This window comes from Alteromonas sp. ABH4_457, assembly GCF_056160625.1.
Map to the genome: position 1 here is coordinate 1 of NZ_JBSWXN010000007.1, position 22,028 is coordinate 22,028.

Here is a 22,028-nt window from a genome sequence, read left to right on the forward strand (position 1 = left end):
AAGACAAAATTTCTGTCCCCTTCGTCTAGAGGCCTAGGACACCGCCCTTTCACGGCGGTAACAGGGGTTCGAATCCCCTAGGGGACGCCATATAAGAAAGACCAGCAAATGTTGGTCTTTTTTTTGCCTTAAATTTACCTGCCTGAATTCTTCTGCGGAAACTGCACCGGTGATCCTGCCATCATCACAAATTGTTACTTTTTCACATACTTTCCATCCTTTAATCTTGCTAGTCTGATAGTTGATTAATAAAAGGAATTATCGCTATGCAAGGAACGCTTTTCATAAAACGTTTGTCGACGGTCGCGCTTTGTGTGAGTGCGCTTACTTTTCCGGTTATTGCCAGTGCAGACACCCTGATTTCCGATGATGCACTGGACGCCTGGTTTAAGGAAGGTAAGTACGGCCAGGTCATCGCGACGCTGAAAGATGAAAAGAATAAGTCGGCAGAGCGTTTTTCTACTTACATCTCTGCACTGATGAAAACCGATCTGGATGACGCAGAAGAGGCAGCGGAAGATTTTATCAGTGCCTATCCGGAAAATTACCGTGTGTACATGCTCCATGCGAGTGTGATGGGCGCACAGGCAGGAGAGAGTATTTTTTCAGCATTAGGCTATGCCAAAAAAGCCCGTAAGAGTCTGGAGAAAGCTATTGAAGTGGCACCTGACGAAATCCGCACTTATCAGGCTCTTTTCCAGTATCACCTTTTTGTTCCATCCATAGCCGGTGGCGATATGGACACGGCAAAATCACTGGTGGCTGATATAGCAGCACTCGACCCTGATGAAGGACAGATTGCTGAAGCAAAATATTTGCTGGCCGGTGATAAAAAAGAGGAAGGTATTTCGCTCCTTAAAACGCTGATGGAAAAACCTGAAACCCGGGTTTATGCCAGATACGTGCTGGGCGATCAATATATGAGTGATGAAGCTTACCCGCAGGCTTTTGATACCTTGCAGCCTTTGCTGACGCTACGCCTGGAGGCCGCTTCTGTAGAAGATGAGTCTGCATGGGAGGCATACAGCGAGGATCGGTTTAATCAGTTATACGGTCTTTATCGCCTGGGGCAAACAGCGGTGCAGTCTGGTGAATATACCGGTACCGGCATTCAGGCGCTGGAGACTTACCTGAGCGAATTGCCCGAAGCCGGTATCGATACAGATGGCTTGCCATCTCTGAACTGGGCGAATCTCCGTCTGGCTGAATTGTATCTGCATGATAATAATAAGGAGCAGGCAAAACTTACCCTTCAGCGTATCAGCGGCAAAGAAGATGAACGCTTCAGTAAACTGCTTAAGAAACTGCAGATAAAAGTCTGACTGTTATTTCAGGCTGACAGCCCGCCACAGGATGCGTGCCCGGTAATTCTCTTCCGGGCCGGATAACGTGATAAAGTGCATATTCATCTGAATCGCGATAACAGCAACTTTAAATGCCGTGATATCGTGTCAGTCAGAACATTGTTGTTAACAGAAACAAAGGTTGGATATGCAAGATTACCCTATTGGTACCCCCGGAACGCCCTGGTCAGACACAGAGAAAAAACAGTGGCTGGATGCCCAGTCTGTTAAACGTAGCTATAAAGAAGAAGTTATTGACCGGTTGCCCGCGGTACCTGAGAATTATGAAATCACACAGTATGGTGCATTACCTTACGACGAGTCCCGCTATCCGCTTTACGTCATCAAACCAAAGTTATTCGTTAAATCCCTGCCAACCGTACTTATTACTGGTGGTGTTCATGGTTATGAAACCAGCGGCGTACAGGGAGCACTGAAGTTTGCCACAGACCATCTGGCTGAGTGGCAGGACAAATGTAACTTCGTAATTGCACCTTGTGTCAGCCCATGGGGTTACGAAACGATTAACCGCTGGGATCCCCTGGCTGTTGATCCTAACCGCAGTTTCCGTGCGGATTCTCCGGCACCTGAAGCAGCCATGCTGAAAGCGATGGTTGATGCCATCGAAGAGCCGGTTCATATGCACATCGATTTACACGAAACCACTGATACCGATAACTCCGAGTTCCGGCCGGCCCTGGGGGCGCGGGATGGTATCACTCAGGACGTCTGGCAGATCCCGGATGGTTTTTATCTGGTTGCTGACAGCGGGAAGGTTGAGTTGGATTTTCAGAAAGCGGTCATCGAAAAAGTGCGGGGCGTTACACACATCGCACCTGCAGATGAAAATGATAAAATCATCGGGGCAGAGGTGCTTTACGACGGTGTGATCAGCTATGACAAGAAATCCCTGTTTTTGTGCGGAGGCCTGACCGATGCGCCATACGTTACGACAACCGAGGTTTATCCCGACAGTCCTTCAGCCTCTGATGAAATATGTAATGATGCTCAGGTTGCGGCCATCATAGGCGGTCTGGAATATATTCTGGCCGGTTAAGAACAAAATATTCTTTGTTTACACTTCTGGACGTTTGAAAGTATAGACGTCTAAATGTATAGTGTGCTTTCTGACTCAGCGAGGCACACTATGTATACTTTCAAAGCACTGATTTACGACGGAAACCGCCAGCGCATCGTATCTCACGATTGCGATACCAAAGCTGAGTTCGAACAGTACCTGACCCGTGAGTTCGGATGCTACGTGTGTTTGTGGATTGCTCAGGACGTTAAAAACATCGCCAGTTAACCGGCGAACCTCGCAGTATCATCACTTCATATTGTATTACCCCTTACTCAACGGCTTTCATTTCATCTGTGGCAGGATGATTCGCTGCCTTTTCTCTGCTAAACTTCGCGCCCGTTTCTAAACCATACCGGCACAGTGTAAACACATGAGAATCTTACTTGCTCCCATGGAAGGGGTCGTTGACCATCTGATGAGAGACATGCTTACCCGCGTGGGTGGCTTTGATTTGTGTGTGACCGAATTCGTGCGGGTGGTCGATCAAAAGTTACCGCATAAAACCTTCTATAAGCTTTGTCCTGAGTTGCGTAATGGCAGTGTGACACCGTCTGGAGTACCGGTAAGGGTTCAACTACTGGGCCAGCACCCTGAGTGGCTGGCAGAAAATGCGCAAACAGCAGTCGAGCTGGGTTCCCCCGGTGTGGATCTGAACTTCGGATGTCCGGCAAAAACCGTGAACAAAAGCAAGGGCGGGGCAGTGTTGCTGAAAGAAACGGAAACCCTTTACAACATCGTCAAAGCGGTACGGGACGCCGTGCCGGCAAATCAGCCTGTCACGGCGAAAATCCGGCTGGGTTTTGAAGATAAATCTCTGGCCATTGAAAATGCCATTGCTATTACAGAGGCAGGCGCGGACCAGCTTGTCGTGCATGCCCGCACTAAAACCGAGGGTTATAAGCCTCCTGCTTACTGGGACTGGATTGCTAAAATTCGCGCTCACACCAATATTCCGCTGGTTGCTAACGGTGAAATCTGGCATGCCGGTGATGCACTGCGCTGTCAGGAGCAATCCGGCTGTACTGATTTGATGCTGGGGCGCGGCGCACTGGCCATGCCGAATCTGGCGCGGACTATCCGCGGCGAGCAGGCGGTTATGCGCTGGGAAGAAGTGGCGGATTTATTGATTCATTATTCCGGTTATGAGATTTACGGCGATAAGGGACGGTACTATCCCAACCGTATTAAGCAATGGTGTGGTTATCTTAAGCGTCAGTATCCGCAAGCGGAAATCCTGTTCAATGATATCCGTAAATTGCAAAAAGCAGATGAAATTGTCGCTGTACTGCGTCGTCAGTCCTCGCATAGCAGCGTCGCTTAATCTCACCGTATATTGTTTGTTTTCCCGCAATTGTCTAGGTTATTAGTGGGGAGGGCTTTTCGACAGAAACAGCCGCAATACTCATACTAAAAACGTAAACAATAAAAAACGGAAAACATCATGAAACACACACCAACAAAGCTGGCCTTAGCGCTGGCTTGTCTGTGTTCCACTGTTTTAGTCGCTTGTTCCGATAAGCCGGCTGAAAAGGGAGAGCAGGCGCCTCATGTGTCAATCAATACCGATCCTTATCCCGGCACTTACACACCCATAGCCGGAAAGCCCACAGTCATTACCAACGTCACCATCCTCGATGGTGTGGGTAACCGCATTGAAAACGGCATGATTTATTTTGCTGACGGGAAAATTGTAGCGACAGGTGAAACTGTTGAATACCCCGCTGATACGGTTGTTATCGACGGTGACGGAAAGTGGGTTACTCCCGGCATTATCGACAACCACAGCCACCTTGGTGTTTATCCGTCTCCGTCGGTGGGTTCTACGTCTGACGGAAACGAAATGACGAAGCCGGTAACTCCCGGCGTATGGGCTGAGCATTCCGTATGGCCACAGGATCCCGGTTTCGGCCGCGCTCTGGCGGGTGGTGTCACCTCGCTGCAAATACTGCCCGGCTCAGCGAATTTATTTGGCGGCCGTTCAGTGGTACTGAAGAACGTACCAAGCCGGACTATGCAGGATATGAAATTTCCGGATGCCCCCTACGGGATGAAAATGGCCTGCGGTGAAAATCCGAAACGTGTGTATGGTCAGAAAGGCGGCCCGATGACCCGTATGGGCAATGTTAAAGGCTATCGTCAGGCGTGGTCTGACGCCCAGGCTTATATGCGTGAATGGGACAAATATGAAGCGGATTACGATGCAGGGAAAGATCCCAAGGCCCCGAAACGGGATCTGGATTTAGAAACCATGGCCGGCGTGCTTAATGGTGACATTCTTGTGCATATGCATTGCTATCGCGCTGATGAAATGACGGTCATGATGGACATGATGAAGGAATTTAACTATCAGATTTCCTCATTCCACCATGCTGTTGAAGGCTACAAAATTGCCGGCAAGCTGGCAGAAAACAATGTGTGTGCCTCCATGTGGGCCGACTGGTGGGGCTTCAAGCTGGAAGCTTATGACGGGATCCGTGAAAACATTCCGGTGGTACACGCTGCGAAAGCCTGTGCCATTGTACACAGTGACGACGAACTCGGCATTCAGCGCTTAAATCAGGAAGCGGCCAAAGCCTGGTCTGACGGTAAACGTGCCGGCATGGATATCTCTATGGCCGATGCGTGGCAATGGCTGAGCGCCAACCCGGCAAAATCACTGGGAATTTTTGATAAAACCGGCTCTCTGGAAGCAGGAAAAAATGCCGACCTTGTTTTATGGACAGGGAATCCTTTCTCGACTTACACCAAAGCTGAACAGGTCTATATCGACGGTGGTAAGGCTTACGATCTGAAGAGCCCGGACAGCTGGCCGTTAAGCGATTTTGAAGTGGGTCAGGTCGGTGAAGGAGATGTAAAATGAAGCGCTTATTATCACTTGCTGTTGCCGCAACACTCAGTACCGGTGTAATGGCTGAGAATATCGCCATTACAGGGGGGAAAGTACTTACCCAGACAGCACAGGGCACGGTTGAAAACGGCACTGTATTGATTAAAGACGGTAAAATTGAAAAAGTGACAGCCGGCGGCAACGTGCCGGCAGGCTATACCCGTGTGGATGCCAGCGGAAAAGTTGTTACGCCGGGTTTTGTCGGTGCGTTGACATCTCTTGGCCTTGTTGAAGTGTCGTCCTGGGCGGGCGAGGTGGATTCTTCTGCCGGAGCAACGCCTGTCAGCACAACCGGTGCGGCTCTGGATGTCACATACGCGATTAATCCTGACTCCACGCTTATCGACGTAAGCCGTATTGAAGGGGTAACCTCAGCGGCAACGACGGTACAGTACACTGACATGTTATTCCATGGCCAGGGTGCGGTGATCAGTCTTGACGACAACGCAGAGATATTAAAAAACAAAGCCTTTATGGTGGTGAACGTGGACGGTAATTCAGCCGACAGCCACGGCGGCTCAAGGGCTGCATTGTGGGTGACACTGGAAGCGCTGTTTGATGAAGTTAGCAGCACGAAGTCCGTGCCTTCACTGACCTCAAGCTGGGACGGTATTAACGCCCGCGCAGATATCAAAGCGCTCAAAGGTGTTGTCAGCGGTGATGTACCGTTATTCATCGAAGCCGACCGTGCAGCAGATATCCGCCAGGTGCTGGCGTTTAAAAAGCGTCACCCGGCCATGCATCTTGTGTTACTGCATGGAGTGGAAGCCTGGCGTGTTGCTGATGAACTGGCTGAAGCCGGCGTGCCGGTTATTCTTGACCCGCAGCTGAACTTACCGGGTAACTTTGAACAGTTAGGTGCAACGTTACATAACGCGGCAAGACTGGAAGAAGCCGGTGTGAAAGTCGCTATAGGTATGGAAACTCACAATATCCGTCTGGCTGCCCAGCATGCCGGGAATGCTGTTGCCAACGGCCTCAGTTATGAAGGTGGTATCGCCAGTCTTACTTCAGTCCCTGCCGCGATTCTGGGTGTGGACGGTCAGGTTGGTTCACTTGCTCCTGGCAAACGTGCCGATGTGGTGATCTGGAGTGGTGATCCCCTTGAAGTAACAGAAGTGGCAGAGCAGGTCTATATCGAAGGCGAAGCCATTGAAATGTCTTCCCGTCAAACCAAACTTCGTGACCGCTACATGAAACTGACAGAACAACCTGAAGGCGTGACTTCACATTATGTGAAGCCGTAAAGATGTAAAACAAAAAAGAGGATGCCGGGCATCCTCTTTTTTGAACTGGCGGGCTCAGCTCCTGTTCAGAATGAGCGGAGCGAGTTGCTGAGCCATAAACTGTGCAATCATTGGCTGGGCTTCTGCATTAGGATGAATGCCGTCGTTTTGCATCAGTGATTTATCCAGCGCTACCTGTTGCAGGAAAAACGGGATTAAATTTATGTCATTTTCTTCTGCCACCGCATCAAATGCATTGGCGAACATTTGTGTGTAACGACGCCCGTAATTGGTAGGAATTTCCATATCCTGTATGAATACAGTAGCCCCGGACGCTTTTGCCAGCTTAACCATTTTGTTCAGATTGGATTTCGTCTTTGTGACCGGATGACCTTGTAATCCGTCATTACCACCCAATTCTATAAGTACATGTGTTGGCTGATGTTGTTCCAGCAATCTGGGAAGTCTGGCCAGGCCGCCGTCTGTGGTTTCTCCGCTTATCGCGGCGTTTATTACATCGATCTGATGCTGTTCGTCATTCCAGATATTTTGTAACAAACTAACCCAGCCTTCCTGTTGCTTTAAACCATAGCCTGCACTTAGGCTATCACCCAGGACTAACAGTTTGAAATGCGGTGATGTTTGCTGATTTTCTGACGCAGCGTGCAGATGATCTGAAACCACCAACAGCTGTAAAAATAAAAGAGCCCATGCAAAAGCAAAGCGGCGGTATCGTTGTAACAAAAACACGGCAGTGACAACTCCTATGATTAGCACCCGAAATATTACGAAAACAGTATCTACGAGTGAAGGTGAGCTTCAGATCCTTCAACCAATTTCATTCGAAGTCAAGGCAGGTGAGTCTGTTGCCATTGTCGGCGCGTCTGGTTCCGGAAAATCCACTTTACTGAGTCTGCTGGCCGGGCTGGATGAAGTGAGCAGCGGAGAAATCCATCTCGACGGCGCTCCCCTTCATACCATGAACGAAGAGGCGCGGGCACAACTGAGGGGAGAGAAAGTCGGGTTTATTTTCCAGAGCTTTATGCTGGTGCAAAGTCTGACAGCCACCGAGAACGTCATGCTGCCTGCGGAGATTTCAGGGCTAAGTGATGCGAAAGGCCGCGCGAAGAATATTCTGGAGCAAGTGGGCTTGTCCCACCGAGCGCATCATTATCCTAATCAGTTGTCCGGCGGCGAGCAACAACGGGTTGCTATTGCAAGGGCGTTCATCGGCCAGCCGAAAATTCTGTTCGCTGATGAGCCTACTGGTAATCTCGATGCTGCCAACAGTGAAAAAATTGAGCAGCTTTTATTTCAGATGAACCGCGAACTGGGCACGACACTGGTGCTGGTTACCCATGATAATGAGCTGGCACTTCGTTGCTCCCGACAACTGACGATGCAGGCGGGGGATCTGACTGAAACCACGGTGTCAACCGGTCCTGTCGCTGAGGAAGCCTGATATGGGGATGGCATTTAATTTAGCGTGGCGTTTGTTTAAGCATGAGGCACGGCGGGGTGAACTTACCATTATCCTGCTCGCTATTGTGTTATCAGTGGCGTCGGTGTTGTCACTGTCGTTGTTCAGTGAGCGCCTTCAGGGTGCACTGACCGAGCGCTCCGCCAGCTTTATGGCTGCAGACAGTCAGTTACGCGCCTCTCAACCGGTGGAGCCTGCCTGGATTGCACAGGCGCAAACGGACGGACTGGGCACGGCTACACAGGTCGCCACCCGTTCTATGGCATTCGGTGAAGAGCAGATGTCACTGGTGGATTTGCGTGCCGTAGACGGACATTATCCGTTAAAGGGGGAGATTCTGGTGACGGACTCGCCTTTCGGAGAAGCGAAGCCGGCTACAGGTTTGCCCCAACCCGGCGAAGCGTGGATAGATTCACGGTTATTTCAACTGCTGGATGTTGAGCCCGGAGGAACCATTTATGTGGGCGATACCGCATTTACAGTAACGAATGTGCTCTCCGAAATTCCCGATGCCGGTTTCAGCATTTTCTCAACCGACCCCATCGTATTAATCCGTGAAGCCGATTTACCGGCTGCAAATATCACCGGCCCCGGCAGCCGCGTGACATACAAAGCCTATTTTACCGGTGATACGTCACAACTCGACACGTTCTATGAGTGGCTGCGTCCGCAGCTTGATGATGAAATTCACCGCTGGCAGTCTGTTGAAGATGATGAATCCCCGGTCGGTCGCTCGGTGAAGCGTGCCGAACGTTATTTTCTGCTCGCCAGTCTGCTTGCCATCATTCTGGCTGCGGTGTCGATTGCCGTTGCCGCCCAGCGATACAGTCAGCGTCATTTTGACCCTGTAGCCATTATGAAAACACTGGGCGCCAGCAAAACCACAATACGCCGCATTTACACTATGCAAATTTGTTTTATCACCCTGGTAGGCATCGTGATTGGTATTACTGCAGGCGTTATTATTCAGCAGATAGTGGTGACGGCGCTGGCTGATCAGGTAGATGTATCTCTGGATGTGTGGCACTGGCGACCGGTGCTGATTGCTGTATTTACCGGTGTGGTTTGTGCGCTCCTGTTTTCACTGTATCCCTTACTGCGCTTATTTTCAGTGCCTCCGCTGCGGGTACTGCGCCGCGATGTTGGCGCCGGAATGAGCTCAAAATCCCTGCAGTTTTTGGCTGCGGGTGGTGCAATTTTTTTACTGATGTGGACGTACAGCCAGGACTTGAAAATCAGTGCCATTCTGTTTGTATCCGGCATTGCGCTGGTCGCCGGTTTGCTGCTTGTTACGCTGGGTCTTATCCGTGTGGGGCGCAAACTGGGCAGCGGCAGCATGGGGCCGTGGCAGCTGGCGTGGGCCCGTATCCGCAGGCGCTCCATGGATAACAGTGTGCAACTTATCAGTTTCTCCGTGACCTTATTGTTGTTGCTGGTGGTGCTGGTCATGCGCAATGATATGGTCGCGCAATGGCGGGCACAGTTGCCAGAGGGCACGCCTAATTATTTTCTGATCAATATTACCCAAAGTCAGAAACCTCAGTTGCAATCGCATTTTGAGCAGGCGGATGTGGAAGCTTCTGACTTTTATCCCGTTGTACGCGGGCGGTTCGTTGCGGTGAATGATGACCGTGTGAATACGGAAGTCTCGAAAGAAGACAGGGAAGGTCCCCGTGAGGGCAGGGACGGTTTGGGCCGTGAAGCGAATCTGACATGGAGTAACACCCTGCAATTTGGCAATGAAATCGTTGCCGGTGAGTGGCAGGGTAATGCGACGTCTGCGCCGGAGGACGGGATTTATCCTGTATCTGTAGAAGAGGAAGTGGCTGGCAGGCTGGATATCCGGCTCAATGATGTGCTGACATTTAATATCGGCAGTGAAGAGGTGCAGGCGCGGGTAACCAGTTTACGAAAAGTCGACTGGCAAACTATGCAACCCAATTTCTTCTTTGTCTTGTCACCCGAAGCGATGGCGGCGTTTTCACCAACCTATATCACCAGTTTCTTCCTGCCACCGGAAAGAAAGCCGGAACTGACAGAGTTGCTGAAGCCATTCCCGTCCGCCACGTTGTTCGACGTGGATGCCCGTATCAATCAGTTGCGGGATATTGTTGACCAGGTCTCACTGGCCGTTGAGTTTATCCTGATTCTGGTGCTGGCTGCCGGCGCACTGGTGCTGATAGCACAGGTCCAGGCATCCATGGACGAGCGTCAGCAGGAACTGGCTATACTTCGTACTCTGGGAGCGAAAGGCTCGCTGATCCGCCTGAGCGTGGTATATGAATTTGTCATCATCGGCGTCGTGGCCGGGTTTATGGCCGCACTTGCCAATGAGCTCAGTCTCTATTTACTGCAAACACAAATTTTTCAGATGGAAGCATCGTTGCATCCGGAGTTTTGGGTGATTGCTCCGGTGACCGGAGCGATTGTTGTGGGCGTATTGGGGGCACTGGGCTGCTGGCGTTTGCTGTCATTAAATACCACAGCGTTGCTTCGTAAAATGGTGTAACGAGGCTATTGAATTTATTGCGGTACAAAATAGCTGTACCGGCGGTATAAACCGGTTCAGAGAAGAGTGTGTCACTCTCTGAACCGGCTCATTTCCTGATATTTTCCAGTGACTTTCCCGCCAGCTGGCAGGTTTCAGGTATTCATCTTTTCTGCACAGCGTTTTTTTATTTCGTTACAAAATTTACAACAACTCTTTACGTTGCCTGTGATAACTTACGCAATATCGCTGCCGGTCGTTCTGACAATCCGTTCTCCGGCCTGAAAATAATTGCTTCGCAGTGACCACAATCATTACTTTCAACAAAATAAAAATGACACCCAGCCTGACAAAGGATTTCATCTGACAATGAATAAATCATCTGTTTTCGCACTCCTGTTTATTCTTCTTATATGTGCATGGATGGTCTCCGGACTTTTTTCATCAGAGCCCGAAGAGCAAGATCAGACTCAAAGTGAGAGCCAGCCATTTTCTGTGGAAGTGACGGTTTCTGAAGCGCAGGTTACACCAGTTTCGCTGGTGGTTCAGGGGCAAACCGTGCCGGAACGCCTGCTGGAAATTAAAGCCCAGACTGCAGGGCGAATTGAGCAGATTTCGGTAACCGAAGGCGACTCTGTGCGAAAGGGTGATACCTTACTGACCATTGATATGGAAGACAGACTTATTCAGCTTGAGCAGCAGGAAGCCTTGTACGAAGCCCGTAAGAAAACCTATAAGCGTTTATCGCAACTGGCTGATAAGCAGTATCAAAGTGAATCAGAGCTCGACACCGCTCTGGCAAATGTAAAAGCGTCTGAAGCCGCCATTGCGAACATCCGTTCAGATATTAATTTTGTGCGTCCTGTGGCGCCTTTTGACGGCGAAGTCCAGAGCTTGTCTGCAGAAAGCGGAGATGTGGTAAGTATCGGTGATCCCATGCTGGAGCTGGTGGATAACTCGGTACTGGTGGTTGAGATCCAAATCGCACAACAACGGGTGAATGAAGTTAAAAAAGGGCTGCAGGCAGATATTAAGCTTGCCACCGGCGAGCAGGTATCAGGCAAAGTCCGCTTCATTGCGCCTTATGCCAGCAGTGAATCCCGTACCTATCTTGCTGAAATTGGCATACCCAATCCTGACGGAAAACTGAAATCCGGGTCCAGCGCCACAGTTACCCTGCATGTCAATGAAGTGAAGGCCCATTATGTATCTCCTGCAACCTTCACGCTGGATGCCGACGGACGGATTGGCGTGAAGTCGGTTAGTAATGACAACAAAGTGGCGTTTCATCAGGTCTCGTTGCTGCAATCTGACAATGAAGGGGCCTGGGTAACCGGCTTGCCTGATACAGTGCGTCTTATCACCACAGGGCAGGGATTTGTGGATGCCGGTAATGTGGTGAAGCCTGTTGAGAAGGCGGCCAGATAATGAATGCGATTATCGATGCGGCATTTGCCCGCACCCGTACCGTAGCGCTGGTATTCTTTGTGCTCACCATTGCCGGCGCCAGCGCCTATTTTGCTATTCCGAAAGAGTCTGAGCCGGACATCACGATTCCGTTTATTTATGTCTCGGTGGTGTACGACGGTATTGCACCGGAAGACAGCGAACGCCTGCTGGTGAGGCCGCTGGAGAAAGAGCTTCAATCCATTGAAGGCCTTAAAGAAATGAAAGGGACGGCCATTCAGGGCTTTGCCTCGGTGGTGATGGAGTTTGAAGCCGGCTTTGATGCTGACCAGGCGTTGCTTGATGTCAGGGAAAAAGTCGATCTGGCCAAAGCGGAGTTGCCTCCGGGCAGTGAAGAGCCCAGAGTTACCGAAGTGAACCTGTCACTTTTCCCGGTGCTGACTGTCATGTTGTCCGGCGACATTCCTGAACGCACTCTGGTGAACATTGCCCGCCGTCTGCAGGATGAAATTGAAGCTTTATCCGGTGTACTGGAAGTGGATATTGCCGGTGATAGGGAAGAATTACTTGAAGTCATTATCGACCCGGTTGCGCTGGAAACGTACAACCTGTCTTTTCCCGATGTGCTGAATTTTGTCAGTCAGAATAACCAGCTGGTGGCAGCCGGGGCCATTGATGCCAGTGCCGGCCGCATGGTGTTCAAAGTGCCGGGCGTGATTGAGACCATGCAGGACTTGGCTACCTTGCCGGTGAAAAAAGTCGGAAACACCATCGTCACTTTCGATGATGTCGCCACCATCCGCCGTACATTCAAAGATCCCACCAGTTTCGCCCGCTTGCGGGGTGAAAAAGCCATTGCTCTTGAAGTATCAAAGCGAAGCGGCGCAAATATTATCGAAACCATAGCGGACGTACGCAATCTTGTGGAGCTGGCAAGAACGCAGTGGCCGGATACCATCAAAGTAGACTATCTGCAGGACAAATCCGGTGAAATTAAGAGCATGCTGGGTGATCTCGAAAACAACGTGCTGACCGCCATTATTCTGGTGATGATAGTGATTGTTTTTGCCCTGGGTATACGGCCGAGCATCCTGGTTGGCATGGCTATTCCCGGTTCATTTCTGGCGGCCATGACGGTGATATTCTTCTTCGGCATGACCATGAATATGATTGTGCTGTTCAGCCTGATTCTGGTGGTGGGTATGCTGGTTGACGGTGCCATTGTTACCATCGAGCTGGCAGACCGGAAAATTGCTGAAGGTGAGCCACCGAAAACCGCCTTCGCAACGGCTTCCAAACGTATGGCGTGGCCTATCATTGCTTCAACCATCACCACGTTGACCGTATTCTTCCCGCTACTGGTGTGGCCTGGCCTGGTGGGAGAGTTTATGAGCTTCCTGCCGCTGACCGTCATCATTACCTTAACCGCCTCGTTATTTATGGCGCTGATATTTATCCCCGTACTTGGCGGTGTGATTACCCGTAAAGTTAGCGTCGATACCCAGTCTGATACCGTAAAATTTATCCGCATGGCGGAGAAGGGCAACCTGGATGACATTCAGGGCTGGCTGGGCCGTTATCTGCGATTTTTAAAGAACATTGTAAATCATCCCGGCAAGTCCACACTGGCAGCACTGGGTATTATGTTCATGACCTTTGTGCTTTACGGTTTCTTTGGCCGTGGCGTGTTGTTCTTCCCGGACATTGAACCTGAATATCTGCAAATTCAGGTGCAGGCACGGGGTGATTTATCTATTTATGAACGCGACAAACTGGTTAAGAAAGTCGAGACGTTTTTGTTGCAGCAGGACAATCTCGACTCGGTGTACGCCCGCACAATTGGCGGCGGTGGTGGCAACGAGTCGGAAATGCCGGAAGATGTTATCGGCGTTATCCAGCTTGAATTAAGCGACTGGGAAACCCGTCCGCCGGCGTCAGAAATCATGGCTGATATCCGTGAATATGTTGAAACCATCCCCGGCATCAAAGTACAGGTACGGTTGCCCGACATGGGGCCGTCCTCCGGTAAACCGGTGGAAATTGTCCTCAGCGGGATCAGTAATGACAGTCTGATTGAAGGCACGGAACATATTCTTGCCCTAATGGAAGAAACGGGTGGTTTTGTTGATGTTGAAGACTCCCGGCCTCTGCCCAGTGTGGAGTGGCGTTTAAACGTGGACAGAGAGCTGGCAGCCCAGTACAACGTGGATGTCACCCTGCTGGGGAATGTGGTGAAGTTAATCACCAATGGTGCCATGCTGGCGGAATACCGCCCGGATGATGCCGAGGAAGAAGTCGAAATTCGTCTGCGCTTCCCGGAAACCTTCCGCAATATTGAACAGCTCTATCAACTTCGTATTCCTTCTGCCAACGGCTCTGTACCCATTGGTAACTTCGTGACTATTGAGCCTGCACCCAAAACCGGGCGGATAAACCGTCTTGATGGTGCACGAACATATACAATTAAAGCTGAAATTGCGGAAGGTGAGTTGCTGGATCAGAAGCTGAAGCAGATGCGTGAAAAGCTTATCGAATCGCCGTTACCTGCTGACGTTATGTTGTCGTTTAAGGGCGAGGATGAAGACACCCAGGAGTCAATGACATTCCTGAGTAATGCTTTTATCGGATCGATTTTCCTGATGCTGATCATTCTGGTGACCCAGTTCAACAGCTTCTATCAGGCCTTTGTGGTCTTGAGCGCAATTATCTTTTCAACAGCAGGCGTGTTAATTGGCCTGATGGTCACGTCGCAACCCTTCGTGGTGGTTATGAGTGGTATCGGCACCATTGCCCTTGCAGGCATAGTGGTAAACAACAACATCGTTTTAATCGACACCTATAATGCGCTCAAGAGTGAGGGCATGGACGCCAAGGAAGCCATTTTACGCACGGCAGCGCAGCGTGCCAGACCGGTACTGCTGACGTCCGTTACCACTATTCTGGGGTTATTGCCCATGGTGTTTGCGCTGACTATCGATATCGTCGGTCGGAACATTTCTGTGGGAGCACCATCAGCGCAGTGGTGGACAGTGTTGTCGAGTACCATCGCCGGTGGTCTGACATTTGCGACCCTGCTCACACTGCTGCTGACACCGGCACTGTTAATGTTGGGAGAGAAAATAAAATCCCTGACCTCAGCCAGGGATTAGAGCAGCGCCGTTACCAGAACTTTTCGAGGATGTTCTGAACAATGTTCAGGCTCATAACGTGTGCAGCAAAGGCCTGCACACGTACCTGCATTCTGTGAACCGGATAACCGCGAAACACCCACCACTTGCGGGTCGCATTATAGCGGGTCAGAAATTGCTTTTTATGCGCCGGCAGCGGTGTAGTTCCGTAACGCTCCCAGGCTTTATATGCCCCGGTGATATCTGCATAACGCATAAATTTCTGCAACCATAACGGGAAACGTTGCCAACGCAAGCTCGACTGAAAATCAATAATGGCGGGCTTTCCCTGCTCATCAATAAGAATGTTCCCCATGTTCCGTAAGTCCAGATGAACCCGTCCGGCCTCATGCATCCGGTGAATAATTTTTTCCAGTTCGAGGCAAAATGCCGGTGACAGACGGTTTCCCTCAGCACCGAAATCTTTCAGTGTTTGCCCGGCAATATGGCTGTAAGCAATGGTACATTCTCCCGGCCGGAAGCAGAGCGGTGTAATGCCCGGTATGTGTTGTAATGCTGTAATGGCATTGAACTCCTGGCGAACTGATAAACGGCCTATGGTTTTTCTGATAAGCCAGTGCCGCGAAGAAAAGTCTTTGATGATGAGTTGATAATGTTCGTCCTGATATAAATAAACGATAGCGTTAGCAAAGCGTCCTTCATGCAAAACGGACAGGCTGCCGGCAGAAAATGTGTGGCCGGGTATGTGTGCTGACAGAGCACGAAGAATTGCCTGAATCATGTTGAGTGTGTGTTTTTGGTTGACCAGGCAAGTATTTTATCGCTTGTGGTTGCCCGGGCAACTAAATAGAGATTGTAAGCGGATAAGTGCGATAACTGTCAGTTAGTGACACAAATTATGCTGACAACGGGTGAGCATGCTGAAAAATTGCTCCCTTTCAGATTCTGAAAAATCTTTCAGTGCGACATCGTAAATGGCATTAATTTTAGGCGTAGTAAGCGGGAACAGCTGTTCGCCTTTTGCGGTGAGGGCCAGTTTAAATGCGCGGCCGTCGTGAGGGCAGGGTTTACGGCGGATAAGCGCCTTTTCTTCCATACGGCTTAAAATCCGGCTCATCGCACCTTTATCATGATGCATCGCTTCACAGAGTTTTGCCAGCGTATCGGCTCTGCCTTCAGCGATCAGCTTGATAACAGCAAATTGTGAACCGGTAAGGTCAAATTCTTTCAGAGCCTCGTCCAGTCTGCTCATCATCTGATTTCTGACCAGTGCGATTTGTTTGCCGAATTCACCCGCAGCCACAGCCGTTACTCCGTTATGTAAAATACTAAAGACACCGGCAGACTAAACAGGTTCACATCGGGGTGCAAGGCTTTTGATTTTTATACAAAAGCCTTTCGCTGGCCGGTGGCAATATTCCGGCGGATCAGATGCTGCTCTCAGCTTCAGCCATCTTTGTAGTGATAGCTGTAGCCGTTCAGGGCAGGGGCACCGCCAAGGTGAGCATAAAGTACCTTTGAGCCTTCAGGGAAGAAACCTTTTTTAGTCAGGTCGATTAGTCCCTGCATCGATTTTCCTTCATATACCGGGTCGGTGATCATGGCTTCGGTTTTAGCTGCCAGACGTATTGCTTCATTGGTTTCTTCTGACGGAACACCGTAAGCGGGATAGGCATAGTCAGGGTTGATAACAATTTCGTCTTCACGTACTTTGCGGCCAAGGCCCACCAGATCAGCCGTTTTATTAACAATGCTGGTTACCTGATCCCGTGTCTGCTGCAGAGTGCCTGAAGCATCGATGCCAATTACGGTATCTGCACGGTCATGATTGGCAAAGCCTACAATCATGCCGCCCTGGGTAGAACCGGTCACCACACACACCACAATATAATCGAACTTAAAGCCCAGCTCTTTTTCCTGAGCAATCACCTCTTCGGCAAAGCCGATATAGCCTAAAGCACCGTATTTATGTACTGATGCACCGGCCGGAATTGCATAGGGTTTGCCGCCTGCATCTTTTACTGACTGAATCGCTTTATTCCAGCTGTCACGAATGCCGATATCAAAGCCCTCGTCCACAAGGCGGCTGTCAGCCCCCATCAGGCGGGTCATCTGAATATTACCCACGCGGTCATAAACGGCATCGTAGTGGGGCACCCATTTCTCCTGCACAACCACGCACTTCATGCCGATTTTGGCAGCCGTCGCAGCAACCATACGGGTATGGTTAGATTGCACACCACCAATTGAAACCAGCGTATCAGCACCGCTTGCAATGGCGTCCGGAACAATATATTCCAGTTTTCTTAGCTTATTACCACCCATTGCCAGACCTGAATTACAGTCTTCCCGTTTAGCATAGATATCTACTTTTCCTCCCAGGGCTTCAGTCAGCCTGGGCAAATACTCGATTGGCGTTACGCCGAATGTCAGCGGGTAGCGCTCAAAATTACTGATCAATGATTTCATAATCCGGTTTCCTGTTCTTACCGGTAGCCGTTTTAATTCTACGGGCAACCCGGCAGGTGGTTTGTCAGGACAAGCAACAGACTTTGTCCTTTTTGTGCGTTATACTGCACAACATAAAACAAACATAACACCGTGCGCTATAGCGCACAAATAGTTTTTTGCTATGGCCGAACAAGAATTTAAGCAACATATCGCGTTACACCTTAAAACTCTGCGAAAGGACAGAGGACTCAGTCTGGATGCTCTGGCAAAGTTGTCCGGAGTCTCTAAGGCGATGCTGGGACAAATTGAACGTCAGGAATCCAGTCCCACCATTTCAACTCTCTGGAAGATTGCCAGCGGCCTGGATGCATCGTTTTCCGCCTTTTTTGCTTCCGGACCGGATGACAGAGAAAATAGTGATAACTTTCCCCGTGATCCGGACATGAAAGTGAAAGCCATTTTTCCTTATTCAGCAGATACGCGGATAGAAGTCATGGAAGTATGTTTGCTGAATTTTCATGAACAACAGTCTGATCCCCATGCGCCCGGGGTAATTGAACACGTTTATGTAACAGAAGGGGCGTTATCGTTGCATGTGGACGGGGCATGGCATGATTTAAAATGTGGTGGCAGCTTGCGTTTTCATGCCGATCAGCCGCACGTTTATAAGTCCACGGCGCAAACAACCCGTTTTCAAAATATTATCTGCTATCAGGCAGGTAAATCGTCCGGCAAAGACTAAGCTGAGTAACGTCTTTGCCGGGCGGGAGTGCTGGATCAGTTATTTTGCTCTTTATCTTCAGATGCCTCTGCTTCATCCAGATCCGTCACTTCAACACGACCCATGCTGACTTCATGTTTGGTACGCAGTTTCTGCAGAATTTCCAGTTGTGCTTCTGAAAAACGGAAGTTAACCGGCGTTTTCATTATGTTGTCTTCAGCGAGGTAGTTTTGAATTGCTACCGTGTCGCCAAAGGCCTCGCCGGGTTGAGTCGCTACTACGGCATCCAGCATGGCCGCCCCGTTGGTTGCAGCCGACCGGCCGTATTTTCTGCCTTCGCCAATCAGCGCTGCCAGAGTCCAGTCTTCCATTTCGAATTCGACGTCGTCGCGGTTTGCGTATTCATCGAACATGTCACCTTGCAGATAGTCCATTAAATGGCTGATCAGTTTGGCCTGATCGTTGTCAAAGAAAGACATATTGCGCTCGTATAATGCCGACACTTCGCCGTCAAAATACGTACCACGGTTTGAATTAATAAATTCACCGGCATTGTCTTCCAGTTTCCGCCACACTGTTTTGCCGGTGTAAGCAGTACTTCTCAGGCTCGGGCCACCAATATTACCCTGCCAGAGACCATAAATAATCAGCGGATTCCCAAAGTATTTTTCTTTGAGGATCGTAAACTGAATGTCGTCCAGGCTTAACGGAACACCGGCGACGTTGAGTAGTTTTTGCGCCATGATTGAGTCGTCATCACCGTAGTCGAGCACCCGCAGTAAATTGTGCTTCGGATACACTTTCATCATTTCATCGAGCAGGGTGAAATTGTAAAGGTTCAGCCAGTAAGCCAGCTGTTCATTTTTGTTCAGCAGACGTAATGGCACTTCAGCGGGCAGCATTTCAAGGCTTGCGCGAATGTCAGAGATAAATTCAGCTATCAGATCTTTTTCACTTGCGCCTTTGAAGTAGAACCTGTTGCCTTCCAGCGCCGTCAGTCTGTTGATGCGGGTTTTTAACCTGGTACCGACGCCTGCATCCGGACGTGGCGCTTTTTCCCTTGTGGACCAGCCACTTACTGTTACATAAGATGAGAGCAGCGCATTCAAATCATCATAGGCCACTTCCAGAGTAGAATTGGGATCGTCGCCGCGAAATGGCTCAGGAATATTCTCTTCACCGGCGACAGACAGGGTAGAAGTGCCTGCGAGCAGCAAAATCAGCAAGGTGTTGATTGTTTTTTTCATAGTTACATCCTTTTTACTAATTTGGAGTGATAACTATTTACCTCTGAGGCCGGACTGTCAATGCAGTTGTGCGATTAATAACCGGATGTGTGTCACGAAGATGTGACAAAATGTGAATGGCACCAGTCAGCATAATTGCCAGTGACGGGCGCCGGACTCCATGGTTAAGTTTCAGGCGTATATTTGTTGCAAAGCTGCCGGCAGGGCCGGATAGCGAAAATGGAAACCACTTTCCTGCAAACGCTCAGGGATCACATGCTGGCCGGTGATGACCATATCTGCAGCTTCTCCCATCAGTATTTTTAGTACGAATGCCGGGACAATGAAGAAATCCGGCCGGTGAAGCGTTTCCGCCAGAATCCGTGTGAAGACCGCATTGGTCTCCGGTTCCGGAGCAGTAAGATTATAAGGCCCTGAGCAGCGGTGATTTTCGAGGAGGTGTTCAATGGCTGTTACCATGTCATCAATGTGGATCCATGACAGGATTTGTTTGCCGCTCGCAATTTTTCCTCCCACACCTAACTTAACCGGCATTGCCATTTTGGGTAATGCTCCCCGGTCCTTATCGAGCACGACACCGGTGCGTAACAAACACACACGGGTTGCGTCAGAGGCAGCCTGCATGGCGATTTGTTCCCAGCGCTGACAAACCTGATGGGTAAATTCATCATGTACGGTATGGTTATTCTCGGAAACCGGTTTATTTCCCTGACGGCCATAATAGCCGATGGCTGAGCCGGAAATAAAAACAGACGGCGGATGTTCACAGGCTTTCATGCGGGTAACAAGCTGCTGTGTCAGATCCCAGCGACTATGGCAAATACGTTGTTTTTGTAACGGCGTCCAGCGTTTATCTGCAATAGGCTCACCGGCCAGATTCACAACGCCGTCAAACAGACAAAAATCTGCAATATCATGCAAACCTGCAATTACCTCAACATTGTCCGGCAATTGTTTGCGGGCCTGCTCCGGCGACCGGCTTAACACGGTGAATTGATATTTACCTGCTGTTTTATGAATAAACCGGCTGCCAACCAGCCCGGTACCGCCTGTGACAAGTATTTTCACTAATACCTCTTTAAGGTTTGGTGCACGACAACGTCAGAGAGACTGAATCGGCGAAGCGCAGCGCGTGAGGCTTATCCACTTCCACTTCTGCAAACGTTACCCACGGGTGCTCTGCTGCAACGGCAAGCACATCTGAAGTAAGTTTCTCAAGCAGAGAGAAACGGTTGTCTTCCACCAGTTTTATAATCGCTTTCGTCACTGTTTTATAATTCAGAGCATCATCCATGTTGTCAGTATTGGTGGCGTTTATTGCATCGTAATGAATCTTCGCGTTGACCACGACATCCTGTTTATTTTTTATCTCGTCGTCGTTAATACCAATATAGGTGCGCAGGCGCAGGTTTTTGATCCGGATAGTTGCCTGATTCAGCGTCATGATCTCTCTCGTTATTCTGGTTATATCTATCAGCAGTATAATTTGTTAATTTGATAACAGGAATTATCTTTAAAAGACCACTATGGAACTCAAATCTCCCACAGCCAAAGCGATGATAGTACTCGCTTGTCTGGTCGTTGTACTGGCCGGTATCAAGGCCGCCAGCGCCATCATGGTACCTTTCTTCCTGTCGGTATTTATCGCCATTGCATGCAGCCCGCTTATAAATTGGGCCAGTGCTCACCGCATTCCGCGCTGGGCATCCATTACTTTAGTAATACTGATTATTCTGGTTTTCGGATTCCTGCTGGCAGGGCTGGTTGGCCAATCATTAACAGATTTTAAGGAAAACCTGCCCGGTTACCGTAAACAGCTGGACAGCGAGTTTGCCTGGATCATTGACCGGCTGGCTACAATGAACATTCATATTAACCGTGAGCTGTTCACTCAGCACTTTGATCCCGGTACGGCGATGTCTGTGGCAACGAATTTTCTCAGCGGTATGGGAGGCGCATTGTCTAATATGTTCCTTATCCTGCTGACGGTTATTTTTATGCTTTTCGAAGCTGACAGTATGCCTTCACGTTTACATACGGCGCTGGCAGATCCGGAAATGAAGATGAAACATGTGGACCGGTTTATAAAATCGGTGAACAGCTATCTGGCGATTAAAACCGTGGTAAGTCTGGCAACCGGGCTGATCATTGGTATCTGGTTATATATTCTGGATATCGACCACTTTCTTCTCTGGGGTGTGCTAGCTTTTCTGCTCAATTATATCCCGAATATCGGCTCAATTATCGCTGCCATTCCGGCGGTGCTGATTGCACTGGTGCAATACGGGGCGGGCACTGCAGGGCTGGTTGCACTGGCATTCGTGGCGGTAAATACCGTGATGGGAAATATCGTGGAGCCCAGATTGATGGGGCGGGGGATGGGACTGTCTACGCTGGTGGTGTTCCTGTCTCTGGTATTCTGGGGATGGCTGCTGGGCAGTGTCGGAATGTTGTTATCCGTTCCGCTGACCATGGTTGTGAAAATTGCGCTGGAATCCCGTGAGGAAAGCCAGTGGCTGGCATTACTGCTGTCCAGCAACGCAGAGAGGGATGCCAGACAGCTTTAATC

At 49.8% G+C, this 22,028-nt stretch carries 19 protein-coding genes and 1 tRNA gene; 13 read left to right on the forward strand and 7 right to left on the reverse strand.

The features are described 5' to 3' along the window. Nucleotides 1-14 precede the first annotated feature (14 nt). The 7 genes from ACXAGR_RS17810 (at nucleotide 15) to ACXAGR_RS17840 (ending at nucleotide 6,558) form a co-directional block, all read left to right on the forward strand. Nucleotides 15-90, forward strand: a tRNA-Glu gene (locus ACXAGR_RS17810). Between the two features lie 176 nt (nucleotides 91-266). Further along, on the forward strand, nucleotides 267-1,322 hold the full coding sequence (locus tag ACXAGR_RS17815; protein ID WP_474851662.1) for a tetratricopeptide repeat protein: 1,056 nt from the start codon (nucleotides 267-269) through the stop codon (nucleotides 1,320-1,322). Nucleotides 1,323-1,491: 169 nt separating this feature from the next. Further along, nucleotides 1,492-2,400 (forward strand): M14 family metallopeptidase, encoded by a 909-nt coding sequence (locus ACXAGR_RS17820; RefSeq protein WP_474851664.1) that lies wholly within the window; start codon nucleotides 1,492-1,494, stop codon nucleotides 2,398-2,400. A gap of 90 nt (nucleotides 2,401-2,490) precedes the next feature. Beyond that, complete coding sequence (locus tag ACXAGR_RS17825) at nucleotides 2,491-2,649, forward strand: hypothetical protein (protein ID WP_161599130.1); 159 nt, start codon at nucleotides 2,491-2,493, stop codon at nucleotides 2,647-2,649. A 145-nt stretch (nucleotides 2,650-2,794) separates the two neighbouring features. After that, nucleotides 2,795-3,745: a tRNA dihydrouridine(16) synthase DusC gene (gene dusC / locus ACXAGR_RS17830; protein ID WP_474851666.1), complete on the forward strand. Its 951-nt coding sequence runs from the start codon at nucleotides 2,795-2,797 to the stop codon at nucleotides 3,743-3,745. A 117-nt stretch (nucleotides 3,746-3,862) separates the two neighbouring features. Continuing rightward, nucleotides 3,863-5,284, forward strand: a complete 1,422-nt coding sequence (locus ACXAGR_RS17835; protein ID WP_474852134.1) for an amidohydrolase — start codon at nucleotides 3,863-3,865, stop codon at nucleotides 5,282-5,284. Beyond that, complete coding sequence (locus tag ACXAGR_RS17840) at nucleotides 5,281-6,558, forward strand: amidohydrolase family protein (protein ID WP_474851667.1); 1,278 nt, start codon at nucleotides 5,281-5,283, stop codon at nucleotides 6,556-6,558. The genes ACXAGR_RS17835 and ACXAGR_RS17840 overlap by 4 nt, the downstream gene beginning before the upstream one ends. Nucleotides 6,559-6,612: 54 nt before the next feature. Here ACXAGR_RS17840 and ACXAGR_RS17845 read toward each other — a convergent pair whose 3' ends face one another. Then, nucleotides 6,613-7,281, reverse strand: coding sequence for an arylesterase (locus ACXAGR_RS17845; protein ID WP_474852136.1), 669 nt, complete (start codon nucleotides 7,279-7,281; stop codon nucleotides 6,613-6,615). 22 nt (nucleotides 7,282-7,303) lie between these two features. Between ACXAGR_RS17845 and ACXAGR_RS17850 the strand changes: the two genes are divergently transcribed. From ACXAGR_RS17850 to ACXAGR_RS17865, 4 genes are all read left to right on the forward strand, one after another. Further along, entirely contained in the window at nucleotides 7,304-7,999 is a 696-nt protein-coding gene (locus ACXAGR_RS17850) for an ABC transporter ATP-binding protein (protein ID WP_474851669.1), read from the forward strand. A 1-nt stretch (nucleotide 8,000) separates the two neighbouring features. Then, nucleotides 8,001-10,526 (forward strand): ABC transporter permease, encoded by a 2,526-nt coding sequence (locus tag ACXAGR_RS17855; protein WP_474851671.1) that lies wholly within the window; start codon nucleotides 8,001-8,003, stop codon nucleotides 10,524-10,526. A 348-nt stretch (nucleotides 10,527-10,874) separates the two neighbouring features. Further along, nucleotides 10,875-11,933 (forward strand): efflux RND transporter periplasmic adaptor subunit, encoded by a 1,059-nt coding sequence (locus tag ACXAGR_RS17860; RefSeq protein WP_474851673.1) that lies wholly within the window; start codon nucleotides 10,875-10,877, stop codon nucleotides 11,931-11,933. After that, complete coding sequence (locus ACXAGR_RS17865) at nucleotides 11,933-15,061, forward strand: efflux RND transporter permease subunit (RefSeq protein ID WP_474851675.1); 3,129 nt, start codon at nucleotides 11,933-11,935, stop codon at nucleotides 15,059-15,061. The genes ACXAGR_RS17860 and ACXAGR_RS17865 overlap by 1 nt, the downstream gene beginning before the upstream one ends. Nucleotides 15,062-15,071: 10 nt before the next feature. Here ACXAGR_RS17865 and ACXAGR_RS17870 read toward each other — a convergent pair whose 3' ends face one another. The 3 genes from ACXAGR_RS17870 to ACXAGR_RS17880 all read right to left on the reverse strand — a co-directional run bounded on the left by ACXAGR_RS17870 (nucleotide 15,072) and on the right by ACXAGR_RS17880 (nucleotide 17,509). Next, nucleotides 15,072-15,821, reverse strand: coding sequence for a BUD32 family EKC/KEOPS complex subunit (locus tag ACXAGR_RS17870; protein ID WP_474851676.1), 750 nt, complete (start codon nucleotides 15,819-15,821; stop codon nucleotides 15,072-15,074). A gap of 102 nt (nucleotides 15,822-15,923) precedes the next feature. Then, a complete protein-coding gene (locus tag ACXAGR_RS17875; RefSeq protein WP_474845403.1) occupies nucleotides 15,924-16,343 on the reverse strand; it encodes a MarR family winged helix-turn-helix transcriptional regulator in 420 nt (139 codons plus the stop codon). Between the two features lie 143 nt (nucleotides 16,344-16,486). Then, nucleotides 16,487-17,509 (reverse strand): 1-aminocyclopropane-1-carboxylate deaminase, encoded by a 1,023-nt coding sequence (locus ACXAGR_RS17880; protein WP_474851678.1) that lies wholly within the window; start codon nucleotides 17,507-17,509, stop codon nucleotides 16,487-16,489. Nucleotides 17,510-17,672: 163 nt separating this feature from the next. Here ACXAGR_RS17880 and ACXAGR_RS17885 point away from each other — a divergent pair, with 163 nt between their 5' ends. After that, nucleotides 17,673-18,233, forward strand: a complete 561-nt coding sequence (locus ACXAGR_RS17885; RefSeq protein WP_474845405.1) for a helix-turn-helix domain-containing protein — start codon at nucleotides 17,673-17,675, stop codon at nucleotides 18,231-18,233. Between the two features lie 35 nt (nucleotides 18,234-18,268). Here ACXAGR_RS17885 and ACXAGR_RS17890 read toward each other — a convergent pair whose 3' ends face one another. The 3 genes from ACXAGR_RS17890 to folX form a co-directional block, all read right to left on the reverse strand. Continuing rightward, nucleotides 18,269-19,459 carry a DUF547 domain-containing protein gene (locus ACXAGR_RS17890; RefSeq protein ID WP_474845407.1) on the reverse strand — a complete coding sequence of 397 codons (1,191 nt, stop codon included), beginning with the start codon at nucleotides 19,457-19,459 and terminating at the stop codon, nucleotides 18,269-18,271. 171 nt (nucleotides 19,460-19,630) lie between these two features. Further along, on the reverse strand, nucleotides 19,631-20,527 hold the full coding sequence (locus ACXAGR_RS17895) for a TIGR01777 family oxidoreductase (RefSeq protein ID WP_474851680.1): 897 nt from the start codon (nucleotides 20,525-20,527) through the stop codon (nucleotides 19,631-19,633). Nucleotides 20,528-20,537: 10 nt separating this feature from the next. After that, nucleotides 20,538-20,903: a dihydroneopterin triphosphate 2'-epimerase gene (gene folX / locus ACXAGR_RS17900; protein ID WP_119500882.1), complete on the reverse strand. Its 366-nt coding sequence runs from the start codon at nucleotides 20,901-20,903 to the stop codon at nucleotides 20,538-20,540. Between the two features lie 82 nt (nucleotides 20,904-20,985). On the opposite strand from folX, the gene ACXAGR_RS17905 reads away from it, so the two are divergent. Beyond that, on the forward strand, nucleotides 20,986-22,026 hold the full coding sequence (locus ACXAGR_RS17905) for an AI-2E family transporter (RefSeq protein ID WP_474851682.1): 1,041 nt from the start codon (nucleotides 20,986-20,988) through the stop codon (nucleotides 22,024-22,026). Nucleotides 22,027-22,028: the final 2 nt, after the last annotated feature.

What these genes read in the sequence shown, in the direction of transcription:
- ACXAGR_RS17815 (WP_474851662.1), top strand. Translation starts at nt 267, where the DNA reads ATGCAAGGAACGCTTTTCATAAAACGTTTGTCGACGGTCGCGCTTTGT.
- ACXAGR_RS17820 (WP_474851664.1), top strand. Translation starts at nt 1,492, where the DNA reads ATGCAAGATTACCCTATTGGTACCCCCGGAACGCCCTGGTCAGACACA.
- ACXAGR_RS17825 (WP_161599130.1), top strand. Translation starts at nt 2,491, where the DNA reads ATGTATACTTTCAAAGCACTGATTTACGACGGAAACCGCCAGCGCATC.
- dusC (WP_474851666.1), top strand. Translation starts at nt 2,795, where the DNA reads ATGAGAATCTTACTTGCTCCCATGGAAGGGGTCGTTGACCATCTGATG.
- ACXAGR_RS17840 (WP_474851667.1), top strand. Translation starts at nt 5,281, where the DNA reads ATGAAGCGCTTATTATCACTTGCTGTTGCCGCAACACTCAGTACCGGT.
- ACXAGR_RS17850 (WP_474851669.1), top strand. Translation starts at nt 7,304, where the DNA reads ATGATTAGCACCCGAAATATTACGAAAACAGTATCTACGAGTGAAGGT.
- ACXAGR_RS17855 (WP_474851671.1), top strand. Translation starts at nt 8,001, where the DNA reads ATGGGGATGGCATTTAATTTAGCGTGGCGTTTGTTTAAGCATGAGGCA.
- ACXAGR_RS17860 (WP_474851673.1), top strand. Translation starts at nt 10,875, where the DNA reads ATGAATAAATCATCTGTTTTCGCACTCCTGTTTATTCTTCTTATATGT.
- ACXAGR_RS17865 (WP_474851675.1), top strand. Translation starts at nt 11,933, where the DNA reads ATGAATGCGATTATCGATGCGGCATTTGCCCGCACCCGTACCGTAGCG.
- ACXAGR_RS17870 (WP_474851676.1), bottom strand. Translation starts at nt 15,821, where the DNA reads ATGATTCAGGCAATTCTTCGTGCTCTGTCAGCACACATACCCGGCCAC.
- ACXAGR_RS17880 (WP_474851678.1), bottom strand. Translation starts at nt 17,509, where the DNA reads ATGAAATCATTGATCAGTAATTTTGAGCGCTACCCGCTGACATTCGGC.
- ACXAGR_RS17885 (WP_474845405.1), top strand. Translation starts at nt 17,673, where the DNA reads ATGGCCGAACAAGAATTTAAGCAACATATCGCGTTACACCTTAAAACT.
- ACXAGR_RS17890 (WP_474845407.1), bottom strand. Translation starts at nt 19,459, where the DNA reads ATGAAAAAAACAATCAACACCTTGCTGATTTTGCTGCTCGCAGGCACT.
- folX (WP_119500882.1), bottom strand. Translation starts at nt 20,903, where the DNA reads ATGACGCTGAATCAGGCAACTATCCGGATCAAAAACCTGCGCCTGCGC.
- ACXAGR_RS17905 (WP_474851682.1), top strand. Translation starts at nt 20,986, where the DNA reads ATGGAACTCAAATCTCCCACAGCCAAAGCGATGATAGTACTCGCTTGT.